Raw genomic sequence first — 26568 nt, forward strand, 5'->3', positions numbered from 1 at the left:
TCAGGCTATGTGGTAGCCGGGTCAGCCTGGATGCGGACGACTAAAGCCTCCATATCCTCCAACGCCTCCACGCTGTGCAGCTCAAGTGCATCGATATGCAACAGTTGGCCGGAATTCAAGCTTATCTTCGTGCCTTGGAAGTCGATGATGGCACTTCCTTTTTGGATCGAGATGATCACGTCAGCATCTGTGTTATGCTCCGGTACGACTGTTCCCGCCAGCAGCTGCAGCTGCAGTACGCGTACATTGCGAAACTCCGTAACTTTACCGATATGTTTGCTTTTACCTTCATTTTCCGTAGCCTGTAAATGGCTTTTCAATTCAAAAACTTTCATGATTAACTACTCCTCGTTGTTCCAGCGGGAACTATATTTTTTGATAGGTTGAATAATGAGTTGGTCGTTTAAAATAATAACGATCACACTGACCAGCGTCCAAGCAAATACCTTAGGGGTATTGATGTTCACGCGAGCAAGCGCAAGCGATGAGCCAATTCCTTGGTTGGCACCAAGCAGCTCGGCCATAATGGTAATGCGGACGGACGAGCCAGCAGCCAGTGAAATGGCAGTGGAAATCGGTATGGTCAGCCCGGGTATAATAATATGCCTGAGTGTGTTCATGGCAGAGCTCTTATAAATCTTGGCCATCTCCAGCAAATGCTGGTCGATGCTTCTCCAGCCGTCTGCAGTATTTAAGTATACGCCTGGGAACACGAGCAGGGCGACGACGAATATAGGAACGGCAGAGCCGGTTCCGAACCAGACCATCGCCAGCACAACAAGGATGATCGCAGGTATGCCGAGTAGCAGCGATATAATAGGTCGCATTGCATCGTATAAAGCAGGAAAGATTCCTGCCAAAATTCCCGCTGTGATCGCGGAAGGAATCCCTATTAGCAGCCCGGTCATCATTCTTGAGCCGGATATGGCCATTTGCTTGATCAGCTCACCGCTTTTGGTCATATCAATAAAGACCAGGACCGTATCAAGCGGTGGAGCGATCAGTATATGGGGCAGCGTCATCGACAGCCATTGCCATACGGCAAGCAGGCAAAGAATCGAACAGCCTTGGACAAGCAGCCGACGTTTACTTAGCGTAGTAGAACGCTTCATTCGGCAGCTTGCCTCCAATAATTTCCGGAGATAGAGCAGCCATCTCCGAATAATAGAATTCAAGCTCACTTCGGATATCACTAGCTGCACCGAACTGCAAATTCAGCGCAGGAACCAGCTTCTGGATGAAATCGACTGACAGTCCTGACTGGTGCGGCTCCAGCATCAAAGCGGCTTCCTTCGGGTTGGCATTTATATACTGTACGGATTCTTTGAATGCCTGCTGCAGCTTCTGGACAAGCTCCGGGTACTGCTTGGCCAGTGTGCCTGATACAACGACCCCTGCGCCGGGTACGCGGGCGGGCTTGCCTGTTGCTTTTCCCCATTCCTCTTGGAAATTCATAATTTTAGCAACTCCCTTACTTTGCTGAACGGCAATGGAAGCGGTTTGCTCAGGCAGCACAGAGTATTGGGTTCGGCCAGCGGCCGTCAGCATCGCCAGCTCCTGCGTGCTGGATACGTACTCGATTTTCAAATCCTTCTCGGGATCGATTTTGTTTTTCATTAACAAGTAGCGGAACATCAGATCGGGAGCATCGCCCTTCAGAGGGACATGCACGGTTTTGCCACGCAGGCCCTCCCAGCTGAACGTTTCACCTTCTGGACCGAGCAGGTGAGTTGTGCCCCAGATCAGTACGTTGATCAGTTTGAGGTCAACGCCTTTGTTATACAGATTGACACCCACATTGGTAGGTAAAGCCGAGATATCGGCTTGTCCGCTCGTGATGCGGGCACGCATTTCATCCGGTGATTTCCACTCCACCAGCTCAACCTCCTCCGCATAGTCACTGAGCAGCTTCTTCTCAACAATATAATAAAAAGGAGCGGATACCGTAATGCCAAGTGGTGCCTGTAAAGTCAGTTTTTTGATTTTGCTGGCAGGCTTGGGCACGGTGGCTTCCGATGTCTTCGCTGGTACGGTCGGCTGAGCCGATTGGGAAGCTGGCGCAGCACCATCGGAATTAGGCTTGCCGCCAGAGCAACCGGCCAATAGGCCTCCTATAATAACAATCTGTAAGATCATACTGAATGTGCGAGTTCGTATAAACATATTATCCTCCTGTCATGTGGTCATACATCATCATCTGGTACGTTAAGATCAGGGCATCATTACGTTGCCTTCTGGGAACTTCGAGTTTTATTTGCTTGGCAAAATTACCGGTTACGGGCGAGAACAAGATGACGCGATCTGCCAGACGCGCTGCTTCTTCTGGATCATGCGTGACATAAATAACGCCAAGGTCGCGCTCCTCGATCAAGGCTGCCATATCGTCTTGAAGCTCACGTTTCAGTGAAATATCCAGCGCTGAGAATGGCTCATCCATGAGAATCATGGCCGGGTCAGCTGCGAGCGCCCGGGCTATCGACACGCGCTGCTTCATACCTCCGGATAGCTGCTTCGGATAGTAATCACCCACTGTGTACAGACCAACCTTTTGCAAGCTGAGACCTACAATCCGATCCTCATCCTCCTTGGAAGCAGTGCCATTCATGACGAACCGGATATTGTCAGAAGCCGTTTTCCACGGAATAAGCCTTGGCTCCTGAAAAATGTAGCCAACTCGGTCCGTATGTACGGTAACATTTCCGCTGGTCGAGTGGATCAAGCCTGCTGCGAGCTTGAGAATCGTTGTCTTTCCGCAGCCAGATGGCCCGAGGATTGCTATTACTTCTCCTTTTCGAAGCGTTAGTGAGAAGCTGTCCAGTACAGTCCGCTCCCTAAACGATTTCGAAACACCTTCAAAAGTCATTAAGGTTTGCATAGGCAAGCTTTTATTTACCTCCTCTCTTACTTAATTGATAACAATTATCATTATCACTTATCACTTTTGTTAGTTTAACAGAAAGGAGAAGGATTCACATGTGACGGTAATCACATACCGTATGGGGTCCGATATGACGTTCGGAATGGAAGATTAGGGATTGTATTTGTTGAAATTAAAAAATGAGTATGATAAGATACCCTTTAATTGATGAATGGAGTTGAAAAGTAGAATGTAGTCATTTTCTTGCTGAGAATATAAATAAATAAAACAACAAAAGCGAGCGGTTTATTTCGCATGTTTTATTCTTTATATGCAAGAAAGTTACTATATTCTTTTAACTCAACCATATATCCGTATCTATTTCCGCAGGGGATAGATTCGCTGTATTTATTTGAGCCACAAGAAGGTAACTTTCTTGTGGCTTTTTATTTTTTAATACAGGAGGATAATTTTATGTCATTAATAAATGTAACAAACCTGACGTTTGCGTACGATGGTAGTTACGACAACATATTTGAGAACGTCAGTTTTCAAATCGATACCGATTGGAAATTAGGATTTACGGGCAGAAACGGTAGAGGTAAGACTACATTTCTCAATTTGCTGCTAGGTAAATATGAATATAGCGGAAAGATCTCCGCTAATGTCAGTTTTGAATATTTCCCTTTCCACGTTGAAAGCAAGGGGGATGATACAATTCGTATAATTAGCAATATTTTCCCAGACTATCTTCACTGGAAATTAATGCGTGAACTTTCATTGTTAAAGGTTTCTGAGGATGTTTTATATCGTCCTTTTGATTCATTGTCCAATGGAGAACAAACGAAAGTATTACTGGCTGCATTATTTATTAAGGAAAATAGTTTTCTGTTAATTGATGAACCAACCAATCATCTTGACATGAATGCAAGAAAACTTGTCAGTGATTATCTCAATACCAAAAGTGGATATATTTTGGTGTCTCACGACAGATCCTTTCTTGATAACTGTGTGGACCATATACTTTCGATTAATAAGACTAACATCGAAATTCAAAAAGGTAATTTTTCTTGTTGGTGGGAAAATAAAAAAAGACAAGATAACTTTGAGCTTGCAGAGAACGAAAAACTAAAAAGAGATATTAAACGTTTATCGGATTCTGTTAAACGAACGAGCAACTGGTCACACGAAGTGGAAAAAACAAAAAATGGAACAAGAAATTCCGGTTCCAAAGTAGATAAAGGATATATTGGCCACAAGGCTGCTAAAATGATGAAACGCTCAAAATCTATTGAGCAAAGACATCAATCTGCTATTGACGAAAAGTCTAAACTCCTTAAAAACATTGAAAACTCCTCCAACTTAGAGATTTCACAACTTGTCTTTCATAAAAACCAACTTGCTGAGCTTGATCATGTTTCGATTGCTTACGGTGAGAAGGTGATTTGTGCAGATATAAGCTTTTCTATTGAGCAGGGTGAGCGAATAGCTCTTTCCGGTAAAAACGGCTCCGGCAAATCGAGTATCATCAAACTTATCTGCAGCGAGGATATTAACTATACAGGCACCTTCAGCAAGGATAGCATGCTGGAAATATCCTACGTATCGCAGGATACCTCCCATCTTAAAGGCAACTTATCGGACTATGCTGCAAACAACGGGATTGATGAAAGTCTGTTTAAATCGATTTTAAGAAAGCTTGATTTTTCAAGAGTTCAATTTGAAAAAGATATTTCAGCTTTTAGCGGAGGGCAAAAGAAGAAAGTGCTGATTGCAAAAAGCCTTAGTGAGAAAGTTCATTTGCATATTTGGGATGAACCGCTTAATTTTATTGATATTATTTCTCGCATGCAAATTGAAGAGTTACTGCTTGAATATTCACCTACGATTCTGTTTGTTGAGCACGACAAGGAATTTTGTGAAAAAGTTGCTACAAAGATCATTGAACTCTAACGATATTTCGTTATTGGCATGAGTGATTTCTCTACCAGCGTATGAGGCCCCACGTATTGTGGCAAGAATGTTAAGAGCGATTTGTGGGGTGAGCTGAATTGGGGATTTTTAACACATTATTAAAAACCATGCTTAAACGCAGGCCAGACATCGCTAGTCCTGCTGTTAGTACAGAAAAAAAGCAACAGCTGCTTTTAAAAGAGAATCTAAACGAGGTTCTCGATATGCTGACAACAAGAATCGGCAGCAGCACGGACCTCGTTATTAGACGATTTATCATTAAGACAGATACGGGTCCGGTTCAAACCGCGGTGATCTACATGGAGGGGCTCGCCAATGCCAAGGATATTCTGGAATCGCTTCTGACAGACAGTAAAGAAACGAATGCATTCTGTCAAGACTCGGCAGCAAACCCTCTGCAGGTCATGAAAGATTCTATCCTGAAAACCGGTGATCTCAAGGATGTATTTAATTTTGATACTTTGTTACATGCCATTTTATCCGGAGATACCGCTATTTTAGTTGATGGCTGCCCTCAGGGAATTGTGGCTAATACGGGAGAGTGGAAGGACAGGGGGGTATCGGAGCCTACCTCTCAATCTGTCGTCAGAGGGCCACGGGAAGGTTTCTCCGAAACGCTGAGAACAAGTACCGCTCTGATACGAAGGAAAATCAAAGACCCGAATCTTTGGATGGAAACGAAACAAATTGGACGGGTGACGAAGACGAATGTTGCGGTTATGTATATTCATGGAATCGCCAATGAGCAGGTGGTGAATGAGGTTCGGCAGCGTCTGGGTCGTATCAACATCGACGCGATTCTGGAGAGCGGGTATATTGAGGAAATGATTCAAGACACCGGCTATACGCCTTTTCCGACCATATACAATACGGAGCGTCCTGATGTCGTTGCAGCAGGTCTGCTTGAAGGTCGTGTAGCTATTGTGGTGGATGGAACCCCTTTTGTGCTGCTGGCGCCAGGTTTGTTTACCCATTTTATCCAGACGGCAGAGGATTATTACCAGAAAGCCGATATCAGCTCTCTGCTGCGGGTGCTTCGGTATTTATGCTTTATGATTGCTTTGCTTGCGCCTTCGGCCTACATCGCCGCAACCACCTTTCATCAGGAAATGATTCCGACCTCCTTGTTGATCAGTATCGCATCCCAGCGTGAGGGTATTCCTTTTCCTGCATTTGTCGAGGCCATCCTGATGGAGGTTACTTTCGAGATTCTCAGAGAAGCGGGAGTTAGAATGCCCCGAACGATTGGGCAGGCGGTATCGATCGTGGGTGCACTTGTTATAGGACAGGCTGCTGTAGAAGCGGGGCTGGTTGGTCCCGTTATGGTTATTGTGGTGTCCATTACAGCAATCTCGAACTTTGTCATTCCATCTTATAATATGGGGATCTCGATCCGAATGATCAGGTTTGTTCTGATGATCCTGGCTGCATCGTTTGGTTTATATGGAATGCTTGTCGGCATTGTTGCTATCGTCCTGCATTTGAGTAGTCTGAGATCATTTGGCATTCCTTATTTAGCTCCATTCGCGCCATTTATTAAGGAAGATCAAAAGGACAATCTGATCCGATTGCCGCAATGGGCGCTCCTCGCGCGTCCGCGAACGACCAGATCCAATAACATCATAAGGCAAGAAGAAACGTCCGATCCCCCAAAATGATTCTGATTAATGGAGTGTCTTGCATATCCCATTCAAAGGCGGCTGATCCTGCTTATGCGAACAAGAAGCTTCCACTGCATAGGGCTAGTTATTATCCTGCTAGTATTGACGGGCTGCTGGAACCGGAGAGAGCTCAATGAAATTTCGATTGCCACGGCAATAGGCATCGATAAAAACGGTGATCAGTTCATTGTTTCCGTCCAGCTGCTTAATCCGGATGAAATTGCCGCCAAAAAAGGCGGTGGTCAATCATTGCCCGTTATCACCCAACAAATCGCTAGCGGTGGCACGATTTTTGAATCGATTCGGCAGCTTTCCACAATCACTCCACGCAAAATCTACAGCTCGCATTTGCGAATACTCGTTATCGGCGAGGAGCTTGCCAGATCCGGTATTGCCGAGGTGCTGGACGTTTTGTCCCGAGATCCAGAGCTGAGAACGGACTTTTATATAATCGTGGCCCGGGACGCCAAGGCGAGCGAAGTTCTGGAAATATTAACGCCGCTTGAGAAGATTCCATCGAACAAGCTCTTTTCCTCGCTAAAGGATTCAGAGCAAAATTGGGGAGTCACGGCTAAGATGGATTTACACCAGCTTATCTATGATCTGGTTGATAAAGGCAGGGAACCGGCTATGGCGAGCATTCGAATTGTCGGGAATAAAAACAAAGGCCAATCAAAAGAGAATTTGAACGCGGTAAAACCTCCAACTAATCTTCAATACGAGGGAGCTGCAGTTTTTCATGGGGATAAGCTTGTTGGCTGGTTAAGCTCAAATGAGAGCAAAGGCTTTAATTATACACAGGGCAATATAAAAAGCACAGTGGTTAGGGTTACGTGTCCGGACGGCGGAAATTTAGGTGTTGAGGTCATTCGTACGCATCATAAAATCAAAGGGAAAATAGAAAATGGCCGGCCTGTTATCGATGCGGAAGTCGGAATTGAGGGAAATATCGGTGAAGTCGCCTGCAGGTTCGATATGACCAACAACTCCATCCTTGAACTGGAAAAGCAGGTAAGCAAGGAAGTCAAAGATGATGTTGAGCATGCCATTAAAAAAGCAAAATCGTACAAGGCGGATATATTTGGATTTGGCGGGGCCATCCATCGTGCGAACTATAAAGTATGGCACCAATTCGAGGATCGTTGGGACGAGGAGTTCGTTGATCTTGAGATTAGGGTCAAGGTCGATACCAAAATTCGCCGTACTGGCTCGGTTCTAGAATCATTCCTGAAAAAACTGGAGGAATAGAATCATGGTTTGGATGATCATGGTGATCATAGCGGCCATCCTGATGGTGAAACGGAGTTTTCCCATGCTGTACCGCAGCAAGCTTTGGAAGGAGCTCATTGTTTTTTCTGTCCTGATTCTATTGGGTACAGTTGCAGGAGTTGCCCAAAGTTTGCAGCTTCCCATTCCCAATCCATTGGATTTGATTACCCTGATTTATCAGCCGATGAGTCGGATGATTTTAGCTTTATTAAAGTAGGAAATGGAAAGGAGAGGGAGCATGCTCGATAATGGGAAAATTAATACCCGCCAGTTAACCATTTTAGTTGTGCTCTTTTGTCTCGGCAGCACGATATTGATTGTGCCTTCATCGCTAACTTCCATTGCCAAACAGGATGGCTGGATTGCAGCCATTGTCGGAATTATGATAGGAATGCTCATGATTATCATATATGTCAAGTTGGCGAACCGTTATCCGGAGCAGTCTTTGGTGCAATTCAGCGAATGGATCGTCGGTAAATGGGCAGGCAAGCTGATAGGCCTGCTTTATTTTGGCTACTTCTTTATTCTTGCAGCACTTGTATTGCGAAATGTAGGTGATTTCATTACGACAATTGTTATGCCCGAGACCCCGATACAAGCCGTACATCTGCTCTTTCTGGTTATTATCATAATGGGGGTAACTTTGGGGATTGAAGTATGCGCACGTACGGCAGAAATATTTTTCCCGTGGATTTTGTTTCTGATCGTTAGTCTTGTCATATTTCTTTTGCCGCAGATGAAGTGGGAGCGAATCCAGCCGGTATGGGAAGTTGGCTCCAATGCGATTGTTCACGGCAGTCTGTCTGTTCTTGGTATCCCTTATATGGAGCTTGTTGTATTTCTTATGATTTACCCCGCCGTCAGTCAACAAAAGATGGCAGGCAAGGCATTTATGAAAGGAGCTATGTTTGCAGGGATCATTATTGTTCTGATCACGGTTTTATGCATCCTGGTTCTGGGCTGGGATTTTACATCCAGACATGCTTACCCCAGCTATACGTTAGCCAAAAAAATACATTTCGGCGAATTTTTGCAGCGGATCGAGGTACTGATGGCCGTCATCTGGATGCTGACCATATTTTTTAAACTTGCACTTTGCTTTTATGTCTCCGTGCTCAGTCTCGCCCAGGTGCTGCGATTAAGCACGTATCGGCCGTTGATCATGCCGCTTGCCTTGAATCTGATTGTATTATCGCTTGTAGTGTATCCGAACCTGATTTATTTCAAAACCTTTGTTTCAGAGATATGGGTTTTCTATGCGCTGACCTTCGGATTTGTACTACCCGCCTTGCTCTTGATGATATCGTCTTTCCAGAAACGGAAGGGTGAACTATAATAGGTTACATTAAAACCCTTGATATTCAAGGTTTTTTTATTTGCACTGTTTTGCTTCAGATTATCCTTACAATATAATTGGTCTAGCAAAAAACAGGAACATAGGAGATTTGAAGATTCATAGAATAGATCAACCCATGATCGAAGCGGCACGTCCAAGAGAAATGGAGGCAAATTTGTTGCCATAACCCGCGGTAATGCTATAATTGGGCTGAATTAGTAAGGAGGCACAAGCAATGACAAGTGTTCTTGTAGTAGAAGATGATGCGCATATGTTGGAAATGATTTTAATTGTTTTAAACTGCGAAGGATATCGTGTTCGGGGAGCAGTCAACGGCAAAGAGGCACTTGTAGAAATGGAACACTCGCCTGCGGATCTGGTCGTGCTCGATGTCATGATGCCAATCATGGATGGGTGGGATTTGTGCCGTGAACTGCGGCTTTTGAACCCCGAACTGCCGATTATCATGGTTACGGCCAAGCATGAGACGAGTCAGAAGGTGAAGGGATTCGGCTTAGGCGCCGATGATTACCTGGTCAAGCCTTTTGACCCGCAGGAGCTGGTGGTCCGAATTAAAGCGGTGCTGCGCCGGTACCGGATTGCGGCCGATAAGATGGTTAAATTGGGCAGCTTCAAGCTGGATCGGCTTCGGGGGACCGTTTGGGACGGCAACGTGAATTGGAATTTGCCGCTTAAGGAATTCGAGCTGTTATATCAGCTTGCAAGCTATCCCGGCCAAATCTTTATGCGAGACCAGTTAATCGAAGCGATATGGGGATTCGACCATGAAGGGGACGAGAGGACGGTCGATGTTCATATTAAGCGGCTGCGGGAGCGGTTTGCCGCCTATACCCATCTTTTTCGCATTGTAACGGTTCGCGGTCTCGGATACCGGTTAGAGACGGAAAGCTATGATTAAGAGCTTATATTTAAAAATTGTATTGCTCTTTTTCGTTGCAGTGGCGATAGGTCTCGGAAGCGCGATTCCGATAACCGTTTATTTGTTTAAAGATCAAATCACGCAGTCCATCCAGCACGATTATGCTGTGCGAAACTGGTTGATATCGGATGTTTTTTCCCGATTGGCTCCAACCGAACGCGACCTCTTTCTGAAACAGTTGTCCGAAAAGCAGAATGTATCCCTATGGGTATACGATAAGAACGGGCTGCGCTACGCTTATGGCTTGACAAGCAGACCCAACCTTACAGGCGAGGATATCCGCCGCATTCAAAACGGTGCCGAAGTCGTAAGAAGCATATCTGTTCTGCCTCTACCGTCGAGCCTGCACATGGGTTTCCCTTTACAGACAGCAGACGAGCAGTTGGCATTTGTGATCCATCCGGAAGGTTCTAATATTTTTCAACTGTTTATGATTTTGGGTGTTTTGATTTTGATTACGATTGTGATCGCCAACACCAAGTTCATCCTCTTTACAAGCGTAGTGGTAAAGCCCTTAAAAGCATTGACGGCCGCAACCAAAAAAATTGCCAAAGGTGACTACAGCATCGATCTTCAAACGAAGAGCAAAGATGAATTGGGCATCTTGTCGAAGCAATTTCAACAAATGGCCCACGAGATGAGCCAAGTCGAAAAGATGCGCCAAGAGTTCGTTTCCAACGTTTCCCACGAACTTCAAACACCGCTGGCGTCCATTTCGGGTTTTGTCTCCATCTTGCAAACAAAAAGTCTCGGTGAAGCTGAGCAACGACGCTGTCTGAACATAATCCGGCATGAAAGCATGCGGCTGTCCCGTCTCAGCGAGAACATGCTCCGACTGGCCACGATTGATTCGAACCATCATCCCTTCCATCCGTCACTCGTTCGGCTTGACAGGCAGCTGCGCAGTATTGTCGTAGCTGCAGAGCCGCAATGGGCGGCCAAACACTTAAATATTCACCTCGAGCTTCCCAAAATGGCGATTCAAGCGGACGAAGACCTACTGAGCCAGGTATGGCTAAATATTTTCAGCAACAGCATCAAATTTACGCCGGAGGACGGCGACATCTCAATCGAACTCCAGTCTGGAAATGGCGAAGTCGGAATCGTCATTCGGGATACGGGAATAGGCATAGCTGAAGAAGACCGCAAGCGCATATTCGAACGATTCTTTAAGGGTGATAAATCACACAACCGCGAAGCGGGGGGAAGCGGGCTTGGACTCGCGATCGTAAAGCGTGTTGTCGAATTGCATGGCGGCCGGGTCGAGATAGACAGCGCTGCAGGAAAAGGAACGGAGGTAACCGTTTTTCTGCCAGCGATGTAACTCGATTCATACAATCGAAAACCCGAGCGAGCAAAAAGGTGAACGATCAGTTCATCTTTTTTACATTTTATCCCATTTGGTTCATATTACGTTCACATTGGATGCGTAGTATCGGTTGTGAAAGGAGACTTCAATCCACGAGAACTTACTGGAATCGCCGGAACATCTATTTTATTTTAAGTAAAGGAGTTATCTTCTATGATAAACGAATCATGTATCGTACAAACTTCACTTGGCTTACTTCAAGGGATTCGAAGAAATGATGTCATTCAATTTCGTGGTGTTCCATATGCCGATGCACCCGAGGGGAAGTTTCGCTTTTCGCGGGCACGTCCTGTTTCTGCTTGGTCCGAAATTCGAGATGCAAGTATTCATGGCCTTATTGCACCACAACCGCCTTCTCCATTACGTCAAGCCATCGGAGAATCTTCTGAACCGCCACAAGGGGAGGATTGTTTATCGCTCACCATCTCAACTCCAGCGATAGATCAGGAAAAACGACCTGTTGTCGTTTGGTTGCATGGTGGACATTATATGACCGGAGCCGGGTCGCTGGACTGGTACGATGGAGCGGAGCTTTCCAAGGACGGAAACATTGTTACCGTAGGCGTCAATTATCGGCTTGGTGCTTTTGGATTCTTGCATTATCCGGGGGTTAGCGATGGGAAAATGGGGATTTCCGATATCCTCACAGCTCTACAATGGGTTCAAGACCATATTGCGCATTTTGGCGGCGATCCTGATCAAGTCACAGTCATGGGGCAATCCGCGGGAGCCCATGCCATTATGTGTCTATTGGCCACGAGACAGGCGCAAGGACTTTTCCAAAGAGCTATTCTACAGAGTGTGCCCGCAAGTCTTGCTCCTTTATCAGAAGCAAAAGCATTTGAAAATGGACGCCGGCTGCTGGATATGTTGAATGTGAATCAGAGGGATCCACAAGAAATTACCACTCAATTGAATACCCTGTCACCTACCCAGATCATACAAGCATCGGGAAAATTGGCTCAGGAAATTGCACGCTTTGGTCAAATTACGCTCCCTTTTATGCCAGTTTTTGATTCTCTTTCTACGGCGGATCGTTTTATTGAGTTGGCTGCAAAAGGTGCTGGTGAAGCAGGTATTGATCTCATTATGGGTACCAATAGAGAGGAAGCAAACATTCTTTTGGGGAACATAAAAGCTCTCGATCCAGCTTTGGTTAACGAGCGTTTTGTTGCTTTGACCGGGAAAGAAGAAGCAATCGAGCGATACCGCTGGCGGCGACCCGGTAGTACAACTATCGATCTAGTATCCGACCTGATTACTGACTATACGTTCCTGTTCCCCTCTCTAAAGTTAACTGAAGCAGTTCATAAAGCCGGATCACGTACCTGGGTATATCAGTTTGATTGGGCACCACTCGGATCTTCTTTTAAAGCCTGCCATGGCTTAGAACTGCCGTTTATATTCGGAAATCTTGAAGCATACAAGGATGTACCGATATTTCAAGGGGCTAATCCAGAAGTTGTTGCTGGTTTAACAACTGCTATTCGAAGTGCATGGATTGGATTTATTCGAACTGGCAATCCTGGCGTTACCATCCCATGGCCATCTTATGAGCCGGATCAGAGACAAACTATGCGATATGCTTCTATTATTGGTGCTGTAGGTGACTTAGCTGAGATAAATCGCTTCCTTACACGTTAGAGATGTCTAACCTGTCACTCGACTACATGAATCGAGTGATAGGTAAATTTTCACCACACGATTTCATCATAATTATTTAAAAGAACTGTCTAAAGGGGAGGGAGAGCGATGACAAATAAAACAGGGGTGACCCGACTACTGGAAATCGCCGGAGAGAAGCGAGGACTGATGATTGTCTCAGGCCTGTTATCTTCGCTTAGCGCCGTTTGCATGCTGGTGCCTTACGTTTCTGTTTTTTTCATTTTGAAAGAGCTGTTGGAGCACGCAGCGTCCCCGGCATTGGCAGACGGAGCGGAAATGATCCGCTTTGGCGTCATCGCTTTAATCGGCCTGGCAGCAGGCTTGGCCACGATGTATGCAGGAGGAATGGTTTCTCATATCGCCGCTTTTCGTATTCTTTACGGTCTCAGGGTCAAGCTTGCCGGCCATATCGGCAAGCTTCCGCTTGGCTGGCTGAACAGTACGTCGACGGGAGCCGTCAAGAAAACGCTGGAACAAAACGTAGAGAAAGTAGAAACGTTCATTGCTCACCATTTGCCCGATCTCGTCCATGCTGCTGTGACTACGGTCCTGATGATCGCTGTGATGTTTACGTTGAATGTTTGGTTGGCGCTTGCGTGCTTCGTGCCGATTGTCCTCGCTTTTGCGGTTCAAGTCGCGCTGATCAGCGGATCGAAGACGAAAGAAAACCTCAAGCTTTGCCATGATTCACTGGAACAGATGAATGCTTCTGCCGTTCAGTATGTGCGGGGGATGCCGGCCGTCAAGGTGTTTGGGCAAACCGTGCAGTCGTTTCGCCAGTTTTATCAGGACATGATTCGTTATCGTGATTATGGTGTGAAATTAGCGGATCAGTTTCAACACGGATCTTTGATTTTTAAGGTGGCTCTCGGCTCGCTTGCCGCATTTGTTCTGCCTGTCGGCGTGTTTTTATTGAGTCGCGATCCGGGCAGTGTCGCCTTCGCCTCCGTTCTGCTGTTTTTCCTGGTCATGGCGCCGGGTGTATCCACCCCGATGTTCAAAATCATGTTCCTGGCCGAAACACTCAGAGATATTAATGAGGGCGTCCGGCGCATCGACCGTATATTGGCGGAAGGAAATGTGACGGAGCCTGAACATCCGAAGCAGCCGACTTCATTTGATGTTTCATTTGATCATGTCTTTTTTTCTTATGGAACAGAGCCTGCGGATACGGATGTACTTGTAGACATTTCCTTTACCGCCCGCCAAGGGGAAGTGACGGCGCTGGTCGGCCCTTCTGGAGCGGGCAAGTCGACTGTGGCCAATCTGGTGCCTCGTTTCTGGAATGTAAACACAGGAGCGATCCGCATCGGCAATGTGGATATCCACGATATCGCAACCCCTGATCTGATGAATACTGTCGCATTCGTGTTTCAGGAATCGTTTTTATTTTATGATACCGTGTACAACAATATTGCGATCGGCCGGCCGGATGCGAAGCCGGAAGAAGTGTACGCAGCGGCGAAGGCGGCGCAGTGCCATGCGTTCATCGAGCTACTTCCACTTGGGTATGACACCTTAATTGGAGAAGAAGGCGTCTATTTGTCCGGTGGGGAAGAACAACGGATCTCCGTAGCCAGAGCGATCCTGAAGAACGCTCCCATCCTCGTGCTCGATGAAGCAACGGCGTTTGCCGATCCGGAAAACGAGCATGAGCTGCAGCTGGCGCTAAAAGCGTTAATGAAAAACAAGACGGTCATTGTCATCGCACATCGTTTGTCCACCATTCAGGACGCAGATCAAATTCTTGTGATGGAAAGTGGGAAAATCGCCGAGCGGGGAAGGCATGAAGCCCTTCTCTCGGCTAACGGCTTGTACGGACGCATGTGGCGTTCCTATCGCCATGCGGCGGGGTGGTATATGGGTAAAAGGGAGGCGGACGATGAACATGAGCATGCTGCGCAACATCACAGCGGATAATCCGCGCTCTTTGATCAAACCTGTATTTTACACGACGGTTGCCAATCTGGCTGGTGTATTCCCTTTTGTGCTGTTGGTGGAAGCGGCGAGATTGATTTTTAACCCCTTTGTCTATCCCGGTATGCCCCTCGATACGACACGGCTCTGGTGGGTGTGCGGTGCTCTGGTGTTTTCGCTCGTTCTCTTGTTCGCAAGCGAAATTCCCGCCTATCGTGCCCAATACCGCGATGCATACAGCGCGGCGGCGGACGGACGATCGAAGCTGGCCGAGCATTTGCGCAAGTTGTCACTTGGGTACCTGAACAAGCGGGATCCCGGTGATCTGGCAAATATGATGGTGGGCGATTTTGCGATGCTGGAGCATGGCATCTCGCATTTGGTTCCGCAGATGATCGGGGCCGCCGTCATGCCGGTTCTGGCCTTAATTGGCCTATCTTTCCTCGACTGGGTTCTGGCGCTTTCCCTGTTCTCAGCGCTGCCGGTGGCCATCCTGCTGGTGCTGTTGACGTCGGGCATCCAGCGCAAACTCGGTTCGCAGCATATGCGAGCCAAGATTGACGCATCCAACCGGCTGCAAGAATATTTGAATGGTATTCGGGTGATAAAAGCTTATAACTTGACTGGAGAACGTTTTATCCGGCTTGAGAGGTCATTCAGGGAATTGATGCGGCAGAGCATCCGCCTCGAAGGAATGTTGGGACCGATTGTACTGAGCGCGGTGGCCTGTGTTCGTGCCGGTCTTACCTTGATGGTCATGGCTGGCGTTCAGCTGCTGTTCGGAGGAAGCCTGGATGTCCTCACATTCGTGGCGTTCCTGATCATTGGAACCCGAATATTTGATCCGCTAACGACAGCTCTCTCCGGTTATGCTGAGTTTCGTTATCTCGAGCAAGCGGGTGAACGCATCGTGCAGCTTTTGCGTGAACCGGTTATGCAAGGAGAGCGGCAGCCCCCAGCAGATCATGATGTCGAATTGAAACAGATTACGTTTGGCTATCTGGATCAGCCGGTCCTGAGAGACGTGAGCGTTAGCATACCGGCAGGTTCCTTCACCGCATTGGTTGGCCCTTCGGGCAGCGGCAAAAGTACCATTCTTCGGCTCATTGCCCGGTTTTACGACCCGGCAAAGGGGAGAGTGATGATGGGTGGAGAGGATATTCATGCCATGGACCCGGAAGCTTTGCTGTGCAGAGTATCTATGGTGTTTCAGGATGTGTACCTCTTTCAGGATACGATTGAAGGCAATATCCGGTTCGGACGAAGCGACGCAACGCGTGAGGAAATAGAGGCGGTGGCGCGTCAAGCTTGTTGTCACGATTTTATCCTGAGGCTGCCAAACGGTTACGACACGATGGTAGGCGAAGGCGGCAGCACACTGTCGGGCGGTGAAAAACAGCGAATTTCCATTGCCAGGGCGATGCTGAAAAACGCGCCGATGATTCTACTCGATGAAGCAACGGCTTCTCTAGATCCCGAGAACGAAGCGGAGATTCAGCAAGCGATCGATCGACTTGTTCGAGGTCGAACCCTGATCGTCGTCGCTCACCGGCTCAAAACCGTGCAGCATGCCGACCAGATTGTTGTACTGGATCATGGGCAGATCGTGGAGCAAGGCCGACATGACGAATTGCTTTCGTTGAATGGCCTGTATGCCCGGCTATGGAGACGGCAGCATGGTGCAGGCGAGTGGCAGATGACTCTGTGAATACTTTGGCGGCAACGACCATCGAGAATCTTTATATTCTTTTTTAAGGGGTGATTATTACTATGATTTGTTCAGAGACCAAAGAAATCATTGATTACTATATTGAGGCCTATAATTCATTTGATGTCCTGGGGATGATTAAACTCTTACATAAGGACATTCTGTTCAGAAATTTTTCGAATGGTGAAGTTAACATGGAGACCAATGGTATCCAAGAATTTAGAGAGCTTGCGGAAAAGTCGACTAAGATTTTCACTAGTCGTCGTCAGACAATAATAGATTGTAGTGCTATAGACGACAAAATAGAAGCGATGATTGATTATGAAGGGATGCTGGCCGTTGATTTGCCGAACGGATTAAAAGCAGGAGACAAGATGCAACTGAAAGGGAAGTCAGTATTTAGAATTGTAGAAGGGAAAATATCACTGATTGAAGATTACAGTTGATTAATAAAGTATGGTGTTACGTTATTTTTTGAAAAAAAACAGCTGCTTAAGCCGCAAAACCTATTTGACTGGAATTACCTGGAACAATGCCCCAGGACATGCAGCGACTGCGGCAAGTACAGTGAATGTGAATGGTACAGAAGCCTCTTTTGAATTAGATGTAACGTCAATGGCCAATTCAGCTCTTTCCGGTGATACAGTCATCACCATTGTGCTTGAAAATACGAGCAACCAAAACAAGTATATCCGTTTTTTCAGCAAGGAAGCTGTAGGCTACCCAACGCCATGTCTGATTATTCAGCCTTAGAAGGCTGTTTTAAGGGTTGAGTTGAAGAGATTAATAAAACAAGCTAATTCAGGACAGTGCTGCTGCCTGTGAGTTAGCTTGTTTTGCATTAGAATGGAATGCTTGATTTTTTTAATAGGAATGCAATTTCGTTTCACGAATGGGTGAATCTGCGAAATTGAGGGCAACATCTCCCAGTATATCGCGTCCTGCAATTTGTTTTACCATTTTCTCAACCTCATCTTTTACAATTTATTTTGTTGTATTTTCGTAGGCTTCATCTGAAACAGGTTCCAACCATTCGGGCGTACCTGCAGTGATTGCAAGGTGTTCAAACCAACTGTCTTTTGCGGCACCATGCCAATGTTTGACACCATCATGAATAACAATAACATCGCCAGCTTTTAGGAATTGAGCAGGTTTCCCTTCCTCCTGGTACCAACCTTCGCCACCCGTTACTAACAAAAGTTGAAATCCATCACGATGGATATGCCAGTTATTTCGGCAGCCCGGTTCAAAGGTCACATTCCCAACACCCACACTCACTTTAGGATCAGCAATCAAGGTTTTGAGATAACTTTGACCCACAAAAAATTGCGCATAGGCTTCATTTTTTTCTCCCACCGAGAAAATAATACCATCTTTTACTTCTTCATATTTGGCCATTTAATTTCCTCCACTATTTTTAACGTATAACGGCGAAATTCACTTCTCCACATGCTGTTAATCGTAGGAAAGAGACGTAGATAAGTCACGATAAGCATGAATTTGCTTCTGAAGGTCATTCACCTTTTGCTCGATAGCGGCGACAGCATCTTCACCGGCCACCCAGCGTACTGGAGGCTGCTTCTCACTGGCAATGGTCAGTAGAGCATTCGCAAGTTTGGATGGATCGCCACCTTGTTTACCGTTCATTGATTCCCAAGCGGTACGTGCGACCTGCTCCCGTAATAAACCAAACTTTTTGTTCTGACATATTGTTTTCCTCCAGAGCTACATTTATTTTGAAAATATTTTTTAAAGTAATCCTGTTAATTAAACATAGATATGGTAATTAATGAGCTAAAAAAATACACACAAGTGCGATATCGCTCATTTGTGTATAATATAAACTAACTACTGATGGTCTGCAATGATCAAACAAACTTGATTTGTGCCTTATTACACAAGGCGATGAAATTTGTGCGATACCTCTAAGAAAAGTAGGGTGATTACTCAAGTGTCAATCGTGGATAGAAGAATACTGAAGTCACAAGAGGCAATTAAAAATGCTTTTATTAAACTATTGTCAGAAAAAAAATTCGATGAAATCACAATGCAACATATTTCTGACAGTGCGAATGTCGGTCGGAGAACCATTTATCATCATTATTTGGACAAATATGATTTGCTGGATAAACTAATTGAAGAACATATCAATGAACTTAGGAAATTGTGCAAATTAGCATCAGATATGGATTTTGTAAAAAGCAATTTACTTTGGTTCGAATACTTTGAAAGTCACTATTCATTCTTTTCGGCAATGTTATCAAGTAAAGGAGCGCCTTTTTTTCGGAGTCGTTTTCTGAATTTTGTCATTGAGGAACTAGAAAATGAGGTGAATATAACGGAAGGAAATCATACAGGTTTAAGTAAAGAAGTCATTCTAAAATTTTTTGGAACGGCTATAGTAGGGATTGTGGAGTCGTATTTTAAACAAGAATTACTGGATTCACCTCAAAGCATAGCAGAACAAGTAGGAATTCTTTTAGACAGGAATCTATAGGAGTTAAGATAACGGAGAACTTGAATTCAATAAATAAACAAAACCTGATGGCAGGGGGGAGCTTGCGGCAAAGCTTGCAGGCACCTCGCGGCTATGCTGGGCATGAAGCGAGGAAGCGACAGGGCTCTGATAGCCCGAGCAGCAGCGCATTCTGGGGCGGTTGCGCTATCTGCGCCCGCGTTTCGCCTCACTCCCCGGACCCGATAAGCCCCTGGCTTGCCTGTTCGCGGTACTCCTTCGGCAATATGCCACTGTAGCGCATGAACAGGCGGGACAGGGCATCTGTGTTGCAGCCTACCAATTCGGCCACCTCCTTAATCCGCATATCCGGATTTTCCTGAATCATCTGACGCGCCTTGCCGTAGCGATATTCGCTGATATAATCCTTGAAGTTGCAGCCGGTGGCGCTTTTGAACAGCGTCGAGACGTAGTTGCGCGACAGGTTCAAGTAATCCGCCAGATCAAACAGCGTTATTTCGCGCATGTAATGCTCGTGCACGTAAGCGAGCATCTTATCGGCGAGACCGCTGTTCGACTTTTCCTGCTCAGAGGCGAACCGGAAGGCAAGCACGTCGAAGAGATGCTGTGCCTGCTGCTTCAACTCCTCATAGGTGCGGCAGGAGCGGAACGAGAGCTCGACCGCGGGAAGCTGCTCATGCGTCAGCTCCAGTCCGGCCGCACCCGAGCCGTCGAGCAATCGGTTCAGCGTTCCTTCGAACATGAGGGCTACCGAGGAGACACCGGCATTCCGTTCGACGCGGTTCGTCTCGATAATTTCATTGACGGCCGACTGCCAGGCGCCGGTTTTACCGTGGATGACGGAATTAATCAGGTTTTGCTCGACCTGTAGTGGAAAATATACGGTGCTCTTCATCGGTGTCCGAGCTTCCTCCCAATGGACCACCTTGATGTTAGACCCGGTATATTCCCGGGCTTCCACCATTTTCATGCCCTTGCGGTAAGCGGTGGGCAAATTTTTTAGTTCTTCGCACGGGGGAGGGATGAAGGCACTGATGTCCAGGCCGTATTCCGGCTCGACGCCGATGATCGTATTTTTCAGCCCCTCGGTCATGCTCTCCGTCCAATCCACTTGCAGCAGCAAAACCTGGGTTTCAAAGCTCATCTCCACCACACGGAAAAAGGTGCAGGCCGCAAAATGCTGCTGCAAGGCCTCGGCCAGCCGCTGTCTCGCCTCGCTGGTGACACCGTGATGGAACCCTCCGGTAAAAGGGGCGGTAGGCGTGTACCGCAGCAGGACGAGCGCCAGAGGTCCTTCCGCCGGAAGCTCAGGAAACGGCGCCAGCGCCTCCCCAGCCTGTTCGGGGGGGATAACGCCGGTCAGCAAATCGTGAAGGACACTGCTTTCCTGGGCGGCTTTGTGCTGCGCCAGCGCTTGGGCCATTTCCTCGACATCCGTATGCAGATTGACGATCGTGTCGCGGATATGCGCCATTTCGTCTCCGGCGGTAAATTGGCCGGTTGTCATCAGCACCCCGCGAATCGGCTGATACATCCTTGCGGTAATCAGTCCCATGATGCCGAGACTGGCGGCCAGCGCGGCCAGACCTACAGCGAACATCCAGAGCAGCGCAGGAGTGAAAATACGCTGAGGCTCGGCCAAATAAACGTAGCGGAAGCCCGGAACCGAGGACGAGGCATGGCGAATGTCCAATCCCGCGTAGTTAGTGCCGTTTTGCAGCCGCGTCGTCAGCTGCTCTACATTCAGCTTTCCTGCGGCGGCGGCCAGACGGTTATTGTAATAAACGGCCAATGTGCCTTCTGAAAGCGCATTCATATGAAACAACTGCTGTGTTGTGTAAGAGTTGAATATGTACAGCGGCTGCGGAAGCCCTACCCATTGGCAGAAGGCGAGCACATACAGGTGTTCTCCCGCGTCGTCCTGGACATTCAAAATTTGGAGCGTGTCGCTTTTATTTTCATTGAATTGCTCGATAGCGCGGGTCAGGAGCTCTTCAGGAATATGGAAGCTGGCGCGGAAGAAGTCCAGATTTCCGGTGCTATTGTTCATGATGACATAATCATCGTCGTAACGAGTAACGGCTGTTCCCTGCTTCAGCGTGGGGGCGGTGCCTGAGAGAAGACTGACAAACCGGGCAAACCGCAGCCGTTCGTAGCCGTTTAGGCTGCCTATCAAATACGCTCTCGTGTAGTCCGACAAATTCATCATGACCCCGGTCTCCTGAAGCGAGCGCAGGCGCAAATCGGTATATTCGCTTGCCTGTCGGGCCGTCTGTTCCAAATTCATGGAGAACTGCTTCCTCGACGGAATCCAGTACAGACTGACGAAAATCGCCTCCAGCAACAACGTAAAGACCAGCGCAACACTGGCAAAAGCAAAAAACATTTTCCGGTAATAGCGCATACCGGACCCCCTTTCATCGCCTTCGGCAAGAAGCCTTCCGCTTCGGTTTTGCCTGCTGACAGGTAAGCGTTTACACGAGAAGTTTAACGCTTATATCTCTATGCTTCTAAATACTACATCTAAACATCAAAAAAATGAACTCCTATCACCCTAAAATGTTCCAATTTATAAAATTGTAACAAATTCGGCCGAAGATCGGAAGTTTTTCGGCCGATCCAACAAAGAGAGGGTTTTCAGTCCGCAACCCAAGTGCTACAGTTCAAGTGTGAAGTTCACCGGTGAACGACATAACAAGCGAGAAGAAGCGTGACTTCCGGGATAGGCATGCAGAAGCGTGGCACGATAAGATAATAGGAAAATGTCCCTGTTGCGTCCATTTGAAGCCCACTTCCACTGCAATTGCCCTACCGATACATCAGCACGCGCTTCAGACTCGAAAGGAGGAACAATGTTGAAGCTTGCCGCCAAATCCCGTTCGCTTCCGCAAGCAGGTCCGCAGAACCGTGCGGCGGAATGGCTGGTGTGTCTGCACAGAGACAGGCTGCTGTATCTGATGCTGGCTCCGTTTGTGATCTATTATATTATATTTTATTACCTGCCCTTCGGCGGCTTGCGTATGGCCTTTATGGACTATAAGCCGTTTCTCGGGTATGCGAGGAGCCCGTGGGTCGGGTTCGAGAAATTCCAGGAGTTTTTTACCGGCCCTTATTTCTGGCGAATTATCCGCAACACGCTGACGATCAGCCTGATGAACCTGGCCTTTGGGTTTCCGATACCGATCGTGCTGGCGATTTTATTCAACGAGGTTCGCAGCAAAATGTTCCGGACGGCAGTGCAAACGATCTCGTACATGCCACACTTTATTTCCACGGTCGTCATTGCCGGACTGGTGGTCAACTTTTTGTCGCCTTCGATCGGGATTGTGAACATCTTACTGCAAAAGCTCGGTTTTGAAAGCGCATACTTCTTGACAAAACCGGAATTTTTTAAACCGATTTACGTGCTTCAAGGTATTTGGGCCAATGCCGGATTTGCTTCCATTATTTATTTTTCCTCTCTGATGTCCATCGATTCATCGCTTTACGAAGCTGCGACTATCGACGGGGCCGGGCGCTGGAAGCAAATCAAGCATGTGACGCTGCCCGGGCTGCTGCCAACGATCGGCATTATGCTGCTCCTGCAGATCGGCCATTTCATGCAGATCGGCTATGAGATGATTATTTTGCTGTACCAGCCGATTACTTATGAAACCGCCGACGTGATCGGCACCTTCGTCTACCGGGTAGGCATTCAAAATTCGGATTATTCGATGTCGACAGCCGTCGGATTGTTTAATGGTTTCGTTTCGCTGGTTCTCGTTCTGAGCGCCAACAGGCTGTCCAAAAAAATAAGCGACGTATCCATAATGTAACGCTTCGCTACCGGGAGGAACAAAAAGGTGAGTCGAACAACCGGCGAAAAAATATTCGGCGCGTTCAATGTGCTGTTTATGCTGCTGCTTGTGTTTGTGACCCTGTATCCGCTATATTACGTCATCATCTCCGCGTTCTCCGAGCCGATGGCGGTGGCGACCGGAGCAGTGACGCTGCTGCCCGTCGGCTTCGAGCTGGCCTCGTTCAATAAGGTGATCGGGATGGAGAACATCTGGACCGCCTACGGCAACACGATTTTTTACGCTGTATTCGGCACGCTGGTCAGCATGGTGCTGACTATTCTTGGCGCTTATCCGTTGTCCAAGCGGCGGATGAAGGGTAGGAAGGTTATTACGTTTTTTGTGCTGGCGACGATGTGGTTCAGCGCAGGCATGATCCCCGTTTATCAAAATTTTCAAAACTTGCATTTGCTGGACTCGCGTCTCGGCATCCTGCTCTGTTTTGCCGTTGACACATTCAATGTCATTTTATTGCGTACGTTTTTTGAAAATGTGCCGGATTCCATGGAGGAATCCGCGAAGATGGACGGCGCAAGCGACTGGGTCATTCTGACCCGCATCTATTTGCCACTGTCTGTCTCGGCACTGGCGACCATTACGATGTATTACTTTGTCGCCCGCTGGAACGCCTACTTCTGGTCGATGCTGCTGCTGAAGGACCAGAGTCTGGTTCCGCTGCAGGTGCTGCTCAAGAAGCTCATCGTCGAGGTATCCTACAACGTGAACGAGGCGATCGATTTCAGCGCCAACGTTATGACCGAGCAGACCATCGTCTATGCGACGATCGTCATTGCGGTGCTTCCAATGCTCGTGCTGTATCCATTCATTCAGCGATTTTTTGTCAAAGGCATTATGGTAGGCGCGATTAAGGGCTGATAGCTGTTACATTCAAAACATTTTGGGAGGTCTGGTTACAGATGAGAAAAAAATATGCGGCGCTGACGCTGCTCATGGCCATGGTTCCTGCGCTGCTCGCCGGCTGTCAAAGCGACGGAGAGCAGGGGGCGGCTACGTCGACACAGGAATCAAACGCGGGTTCGGGCTACAATGGCAAGGATCAACTCAAAATTACCGACAAGCCCATCACGGTGACGCTGTTCTACGCCTTCGGCGGGAACGGTGCGCCCAAGGGCGACATGCCCGCCTGGGCGGAAACGGCCAAAATCACGAATGTGGCGATGAAGAACGTCGCCAACGAGTCGATTACCGAAGAGAAGCAGGCGTTTAATACTATGCTCTCCTCCGGAGACTTGCCGGATCTGATCCATGGGCAGCGTGATACGATCAACCCGATCATCAGCCAAGGGGCGTTGATCCCGCTTGACGATTTGATCGCAAAGCATGCGCCCAACATCCAGAAATTTTTGGCCGATTACCCGGAGGCGCGCCGCGCGGGCGCGGGACCGGACGGCAAGCTGTATACAGTCACCGGCACGCTGGGCGGAGAGCCGGGCAAATCGCTGCCTTCGATGGGCTTCTTTATCCGGCAGGATTGGCTCAATAAGCTCGGATTGAAAGCGCCTACGACGCTGGACGAATACAAGAAAGCGCTGTACGCGTTCCGCCAGCAGGACCCGAACGGCAACGGGAAGCAGGACGAGGTACCTTATTTCTACCGGGATAAAGGCATCAGGCCGCTGCTCCAGCTATGGGGTGCGAACCACGAATGGTACGTTGGCAAGGACGACAAGGTGCATCACGGCAAGGCCGAGCCGGAATACAGGGCGGCGCTGAAGGAGCTGTCTCAATGGTATAAGGACGGCATTATCGATCCTGAAATTTTCACCCGCGGCTCTCAGGCGCGCCAATTTTTGCTCGGTAACAATTTGGGCGGTGCGACGATTGACTGGTTTGGCTCCACCGCGGCGGTGAACGATGCGGTGAAGGCTCAGGTGCCAGCGATCAATTTTGTGGCGATGGCACCGCCGGCGGATGTCACGGGCAAGGTGAAATTCAATCATACCCGCGAGCCGATCCATTCGTACGCGTGGGGCATTTCCGCGCAGGCGAAGGACCCTGTCACCGTTATCCGGTATATGGACTTTTTCTTTAGCCCGACAGGAGAACGGCTGATGAACTTCGGTCTGGAGGGCACGCATTACGAGCTGGTGAACAACGAGCCCGTTCCGAAGCCTGTGGCCTTGTCCCACTCCGGCGGATTTCCGAACTTTCTGCGGAGCATCGGGGCAGGCTACGAAATCGGCCGCCGTGGCTCGCTGGCGGGCGAACTGAATTCAATGAACGACATTGGCAAGAACGGGTTTACGATGTACGAAAAAAGCGACTGGCTGGCGAAGCCGTTCCCTGTGCTCACCTTTACCGCCGAGGAGAAAAAGACGATCGACAACGCGATGGTCAACCTGACGCCGTTCCTCGACGAATATGAGCAGAAAGGGCTGATGGGCGCTCAGGACGTCGATGCTACTTGGGATAAGCATCTGGAGGAAATGAACAAGATGAACCTGCAAAAGGTGCTCGACGCGTATAACAGTGCTTATGCGCGCTATAAGGCGGAAAGCAAATAATTCAGGGATCGCCGATCGGAGGAGGAGATTATGCAATTAGCAATTTGCCTCGTCGGCTGCGGCCACATCGCGGAGTCCGTCCACGGCCCCGCTTACCGCAGGCTGGCCCAGGCCTATCCGGGCCTGAGGCTCGCTGCCTGCTGCGACAAGGAGGAGGGCAAGGCGACCGGCTTTGCCGCCAAGTTCGGCTTCAGCAGGCATTATACCGACCTGACGGCCATGCTGGAGGCGGAGAGACCGGATGTCGTCTGTCTCCTCGTACCCGGCCATCTGACCGCCCGGCTGGCCGTTGCCATTCTGGAGCAGGGGTACCCGCTGCTGGTGGAGAAGCCGCCCGGTCTGAACCGCGAGGAGACGGAGGCGATTGTCCACGTGGCGGAGCGCAGCGGGGCCGCGAACCGGGTGGCGTTCAATCGCAGGTATATGCCAGTGATGACGGAGCTGAAGCGGCTGCTGGAGCAGGCGCATCGGCCGGAGGACATCCGCTCGATCCGGTACGACATGTACCGCCATAACCGGCGGGACGAGGATTTTGCCGAAACGGCCATTCACGGCATCGATGCTGTGCGGTTTATCGCCGACTCGGACTATGAGCATGTTGCGTTTGCTTATCAGGAGCTGCCCGAGCTCGGACCCGGCGCAGCGAATGTGTTTTTGCACGCCCGCATGGTTTCGGGCGCGTCGGCTCGGCTCAGCTTTTGTCCGGCGGAGGGCCTTATTATGGAGCGGGCGTCGGTCAGCCTGCTGAATACGACCTATTTTGCCGAGCTGCCGGTCTGGCACTCCGTCGACTGGCCGGGCCGGATCAGGCGGTTTACAGGCGGCAGGGAGGAGCAGGAAATTCGCGGCGACGCGCTTGGCCCAGCCGATGACATGTCGGTGAGCAACGGCTTCTATCAGGAGAACGAATCGTTCCTGCTGGCGCTGGCGGCCGGAAGAAAGCCCGAAGGGGAGGTGGTGTCCGCGCTGCAATCCGTGGAGGTTGCAGACTGCATTCGCAAGCGGCACAGTGAATACCGGAGGCAGGGGTAGAGC

General features: G+C 48.5%; 24 protein-coding genes. 17 read left to right on the top strand and 7 right to left on the bottom strand.

Translation table 11 applies throughout. The features are described 5' to 3' along the window. Positions 1-5: 5 nt before the first annotated feature. Genes NST47_RS19790 through NST47_RS19805 form a run of 4 tightly spaced genes read right to left on the bottom strand, consistent with a single transcriptional unit; the run spans position 6 to position 2875 of the window. Entirely contained in the window at positions 6-335 is a 330-nt protein-coding gene (locus NST47_RS19790) for a hypothetical protein (RefSeq protein WP_341156655.1), read from the bottom strand. 6 nt (positions 336-341) lie between these two features. Continuing rightward, positions 342-1112 (bottom strand): ABC transporter permease, encoded by a 771-nt coding sequence (locus tag NST47_RS19795; RefSeq protein WP_341156656.1) that lies wholly within the window; start codon positions 1110-1112, stop codon positions 342-344. Next, positions 1087-2163 carry an ABC transporter substrate-binding protein gene (locus NST47_RS19800; RefSeq protein WP_341156657.1) on the bottom strand — a complete coding sequence of 359 codons (1077 nt, stop codon included), beginning with the start codon at positions 2161-2163 and terminating at the stop codon, positions 1087-1089. The genes NST47_RS19795 and NST47_RS19800 overlap by 26 nt, the downstream gene beginning before the upstream one ends. 1 nt (position 2164) lies before the next feature. After that, the gene (locus tag NST47_RS19805; RefSeq protein ID WP_341159706.1) at positions 2165-2875 is read right to left on the bottom strand and encodes an ABC transporter ATP-binding protein; all 711 of its coding nucleotides are present in this window, start codon (positions 2873-2875) and stop codon (positions 2165-2167) included. Between the two features lie 456 nt (positions 2876-3331). Between NST47_RS19805 and NST47_RS19810 the strand changes: the two genes are divergently transcribed. The 12 genes from NST47_RS19810 (at position 3332) to NST47_RS19865 (ending at position 17449) form a co-directional block, all read left to right on the top strand. Continuing rightward, positions 3332-4810: an Lsa family ABC-F type ribosomal protection protein gene (locus tag NST47_RS19810; RefSeq protein WP_341156658.1), complete on the top strand. Its 1479-nt coding sequence runs from the start codon at positions 3332-3334 to the stop codon at positions 4808-4810. 128 nt (positions 4811-4938) lie between these two features. Beyond that, a complete protein-coding gene (locus NST47_RS19815; protein WP_445667473.1) occupies positions 4939-6489 on the top strand; it encodes a spore germination protein in 1551 nt (516 codons plus the stop codon). A 54-nt stretch (positions 6490-6543) separates the two neighbouring features. Beyond that, positions 6544-7740, top strand: a complete 1197-nt coding sequence (locus tag NST47_RS19820) for a Ger(x)C family spore germination protein (RefSeq protein ID WP_341156660.1) — start codon at positions 6544-6546, stop codon at positions 7738-7740. A 4-nt stretch (positions 7741-7744) separates the two neighbouring features. Further along, positions 7745-7978 (top strand): hypothetical protein, encoded by a 234-nt coding sequence (locus tag NST47_RS19825; protein WP_341156661.1) that lies wholly within the window; start codon positions 7745-7747, stop codon positions 7976-7978. Positions 7979-7981: 3 nt separating this feature from the next. After that, complete coding sequence (locus NST47_RS19830) at positions 7982-9097, top strand: GerAB/ArcD/ProY family transporter (RefSeq protein WP_341156662.1); 1116 nt, start codon at positions 7982-7984, stop codon at positions 9095-9097. A gap of 235 nt (positions 9098-9332) precedes the next feature. Next, the gene (locus NST47_RS19835; RefSeq protein WP_341156663.1) at positions 9333-10016 is read left to right on the top strand and encodes a response regulator transcription factor; all 684 of its coding nucleotides are present in this window, start codon (positions 9333-9335) and stop codon (positions 10014-10016) included. Continuing rightward, positions 10009-11361 (top strand): sensor histidine kinase, encoded by a 1353-nt coding sequence (locus tag NST47_RS19840; RefSeq protein ID WP_341156664.1) that lies wholly within the window; start codon positions 10009-10011, stop codon positions 11359-11361. The genes NST47_RS19835 and NST47_RS19840 overlap by 8 nt, the downstream gene beginning before the upstream one ends. A 198-nt stretch (positions 11362-11559) precedes the next feature. Then, entirely contained in the window at positions 11560-13050 is a 1491-nt protein-coding gene (locus NST47_RS19845) for a carboxylesterase/lipase family protein (protein ID WP_341156665.1), read from the top strand. Positions 13051-13158: 108 nt separating this feature from the next. Then, positions 13159-14991, top strand: coding sequence for an ABC transporter ATP-binding protein (locus NST47_RS19850; protein WP_341156666.1), 1833 nt, complete (start codon positions 13159-13161; stop codon positions 14989-14991). Beyond that, positions 14960-16696 (top strand): ABC transporter ATP-binding protein, encoded by a 1737-nt coding sequence (locus NST47_RS19855; protein WP_341159707.1) that lies wholly within the window; start codon positions 14960-14962, stop codon positions 16694-16696. The genes NST47_RS19850 and NST47_RS19855 overlap by 32 nt, the downstream gene beginning before the upstream one ends. A 62-nt stretch (positions 16697-16758) precedes the next feature. Further along, complete coding sequence (locus NST47_RS19860) at positions 16759-17142, top strand: nuclear transport factor 2 family protein (RefSeq protein ID WP_341156667.1); 384 nt, start codon at positions 16759-16761, stop codon at positions 17140-17142. 28 nt (positions 17143-17170) lie between these two features. After that, the gene (locus NST47_RS19865) at positions 17171-17449 is read left to right on the top strand and encodes a CBM96 family carbohydrate-binding protein (RefSeq protein WP_341156668.1); all 279 of its coding nucleotides are present in this window, start codon (positions 17171-17173) and stop codon (positions 17447-17449) included. Between the two features lie 231 nt (positions 17450-17680). Here NST47_RS19865 and NST47_RS19870 read toward each other — a convergent pair whose 3' ends face one another. Both NST47_RS19870 and NST47_RS19875 read right to left on the bottom strand, forming a co-directional pair. Beyond that, positions 17681-18094 carry a cupin domain-containing protein gene (locus NST47_RS19870; RefSeq protein ID WP_341156669.1) on the bottom strand — a complete coding sequence of 138 codons (414 nt, stop codon included), beginning with the start codon at positions 18092-18094 and terminating at the stop codon, positions 17681-17683. A 57-nt stretch (positions 18095-18151) separates the two neighbouring features. Beyond that, positions 18152-18343 carry a hypothetical protein gene (locus NST47_RS19875; RefSeq protein WP_341156670.1) on the bottom strand — a complete coding sequence of 64 codons (192 nt, stop codon included), beginning with the start codon at positions 18341-18343 and terminating at the stop codon, positions 18152-18154. A 304-nt stretch (positions 18344-18647) separates the two neighbouring features. Here NST47_RS19875 and NST47_RS19880 point away from each other — a divergent pair, with 304 nt between their 5' ends. After that, entirely contained in the window at positions 18648-19193 is a 546-nt protein-coding gene (locus tag NST47_RS19880) for a TetR/AcrR family transcriptional regulator (RefSeq protein ID WP_341156671.1), read from the top strand. Positions 19194-19380: 187 nt separating this feature from the next. Here the strand turns inward: NST47_RS19880 and NST47_RS19885 are convergent, their stop codons facing one another. Next, complete coding sequence (locus NST47_RS19885; RefSeq protein ID WP_341156672.1) at positions 19381-21576, bottom strand: helix-turn-helix transcriptional regulator; 2196 nt, start codon at positions 21574-21576, stop codon at positions 19381-19383. A 448-nt stretch (positions 21577-22024) separates the two neighbouring features. Between NST47_RS19885 and NST47_RS19890 the strand changes: the two genes are divergently transcribed. The 4 genes from NST47_RS19890 to NST47_RS19905 are packed head-to-tail and all read left to right on the top strand — an operon-like array spanning position 22025 to position 26565. Then, on the top strand, positions 22025-22987 hold the full coding sequence (locus tag NST47_RS19890; protein WP_341156673.1) for an ABC transporter permease: 963 nt from the start codon (positions 22025-22027) through the stop codon (positions 22985-22987). A 27-nt stretch (positions 22988-23014) separates the two neighbouring features. Beyond that, positions 23015-23884, top strand: coding sequence for a carbohydrate ABC transporter permease (locus tag NST47_RS19895; RefSeq protein ID WP_341156674.1), 870 nt, complete (start codon positions 23015-23017; stop codon positions 23882-23884). A gap of 41 nt (positions 23885-23925) precedes the next feature. After that, positions 23926-25533 (top strand): hypothetical protein, encoded by a 1608-nt coding sequence (locus tag NST47_RS19900; protein ID WP_341156675.1) that lies wholly within the window; start codon positions 23926-23928, stop codon positions 25531-25533. 30 nt (positions 25534-25563) lie between these two features. Then, positions 25564-26565, top strand: a complete 1002-nt coding sequence (locus NST47_RS19905) for a Gfo/Idh/MocA family protein (protein ID WP_341156676.1) — start codon at positions 25564-25566, stop codon at positions 26563-26565. Positions 26566-26568 lie beyond the last annotated feature (3 nt).

Source organism: Paenibacillus sp. FSL H8-0034, assembly GCF_038000305.1.
Classification (GTDB): domain Bacteria; phylum Bacillota; class Bacilli; order Paenibacillales; family NBRC-103111; genus Paenibacillus_S.

What these genes read in the sequence shown, in the direction of transcription:
- NST47_RS19830 (WP_341156662.1), top strand. Translation starts at nt 7,982, where the DNA reads ATGGAAAGGAGAGGGAGCATGCTCGATAATGGGAAAATTAATACCCGC.
- NST47_RS19835 (WP_341156663.1), top strand. Translation starts at nt 9,333, where the DNA reads ATGACAAGTGTTCTTGTAGTAGAAGATGATGCGCATATGTTGGAAATG.
- NST47_RS19890 (WP_341156673.1), top strand. Translation starts at nt 22,025, where the DNA reads ATGTTGAAGCTTGCCGCCAAATCCCGTTCGCTTCCGCAAGCAGGTCCG.
- NST47_RS19900 (WP_341156675.1), top strand. Translation starts at nt 23,926, where the DNA reads ATGAGAAAAAAATATGCGGCGCTGACGCTGCTCATGGCCATGGTTCCT.
- NST47_RS19870 (WP_341156669.1), bottom strand. Translation starts at nt 18,094, where the DNA reads ATGGCCAAATATGAAGAAGTAAAAGATGGTATTATTTTCTCGGTGGGA.
- NST47_RS19825 (WP_341156661.1), top strand. Translation starts at nt 7,745, where the DNA reads ATGGTTTGGATGATCATGGTGATCATAGCGGCCATCCTGATGGTGAAA.
- NST47_RS19855 (WP_341159707.1), top strand. Translation starts at nt 14,960, where the DNA reads ATGAGCATGCTGCGCAACATCACAGCGGATAATCCGCGCTCTTTGATC.
- NST47_RS19810 (WP_341156658.1), top strand. Translation starts at nt 3,332, where the DNA reads ATGTCATTAATAAATGTAACAAACCTGACGTTTGCGTACGATGGTAGT.
- NST47_RS19840 (WP_341156664.1), top strand. Translation starts at nt 10,009, where the DNA reads ATGATTAAGAGCTTATATTTAAAAATTGTATTGCTCTTTTTCGTTGCA.
- NST47_RS19875 (WP_341156670.1), bottom strand. Translation starts at nt 18,343, where the DNA reads ATGAACGGTAAACAAGGTGGCGATCCATCCAAACTTGCGAATGCTCTA.
- NST47_RS19805 (WP_341159706.1), bottom strand. Translation starts at nt 2,875, where the DNA reads ATGCAAACCTTAATGACTTTTGAAGGTGTTTCGAAATCGTTTAGGGAG.
- NST47_RS19815 (WP_445667473.1), top strand. Translation starts at nt 4,939, where the DNA reads ATGCTTAAACGCAGGCCAGACATCGCTAGTCCTGCTGTTAGTACAGAA.
- NST47_RS19795 (WP_341156656.1), bottom strand. Translation starts at nt 1,112, where the DNA reads ATGAAGCGTTCTACTACGCTAAGTAAACGTCGGCTGCTTGTCCAAGGC.
- NST47_RS19860 (WP_341156667.1), top strand. Translation starts at nt 16,759, where the DNA reads ATGATTTGTTCAGAGACCAAAGAAATCATTGATTACTATATTGAGGCC.
- NST47_RS19885 (WP_341156672.1), bottom strand. Translation starts at nt 21,576, where the DNA reads ATGCGCTATTACCGGAAAATGTTTTTTGCTTTTGCCAGTGTTGCGCTG.
- NST47_RS19845 (WP_341156665.1), top strand. Translation starts at nt 11,560, where the DNA reads ATGATAAACGAATCATGTATCGTACAAACTTCACTTGGCTTACTTCAA.
- NST47_RS19905 (WP_341156676.1), top strand. Translation starts at nt 25,564, where the DNA reads ATGCAATTAGCAATTTGCCTCGTCGGCTGCGGCCACATCGCGGAGTCC.
- NST47_RS19820 (WP_341156660.1), top strand. Translation starts at nt 6,544, where the DNA reads ATGCGAACAAGAAGCTTCCACTGCATAGGGCTAGTTATTATCCTGCTA.
- NST47_RS19790 (WP_341156655.1), bottom strand. Translation starts at nt 335, where the DNA reads ATGAAAGTTTTTGAATTGAAAAGCCATTTACAGGCTACGGAAAATGAA.
- NST47_RS19850 (WP_341156666.1), top strand. Translation starts at nt 13,159, where the DNA reads ATGACAAATAAAACAGGGGTGACCCGACTACTGGAAATCGCCGGAGAG.
- NST47_RS19800 (WP_341156657.1), bottom strand. Translation starts at nt 2,163, where the DNA reads ATGTTTATACGAACTCGCACATTCAGTATGATCTTACAGATTGTTATT.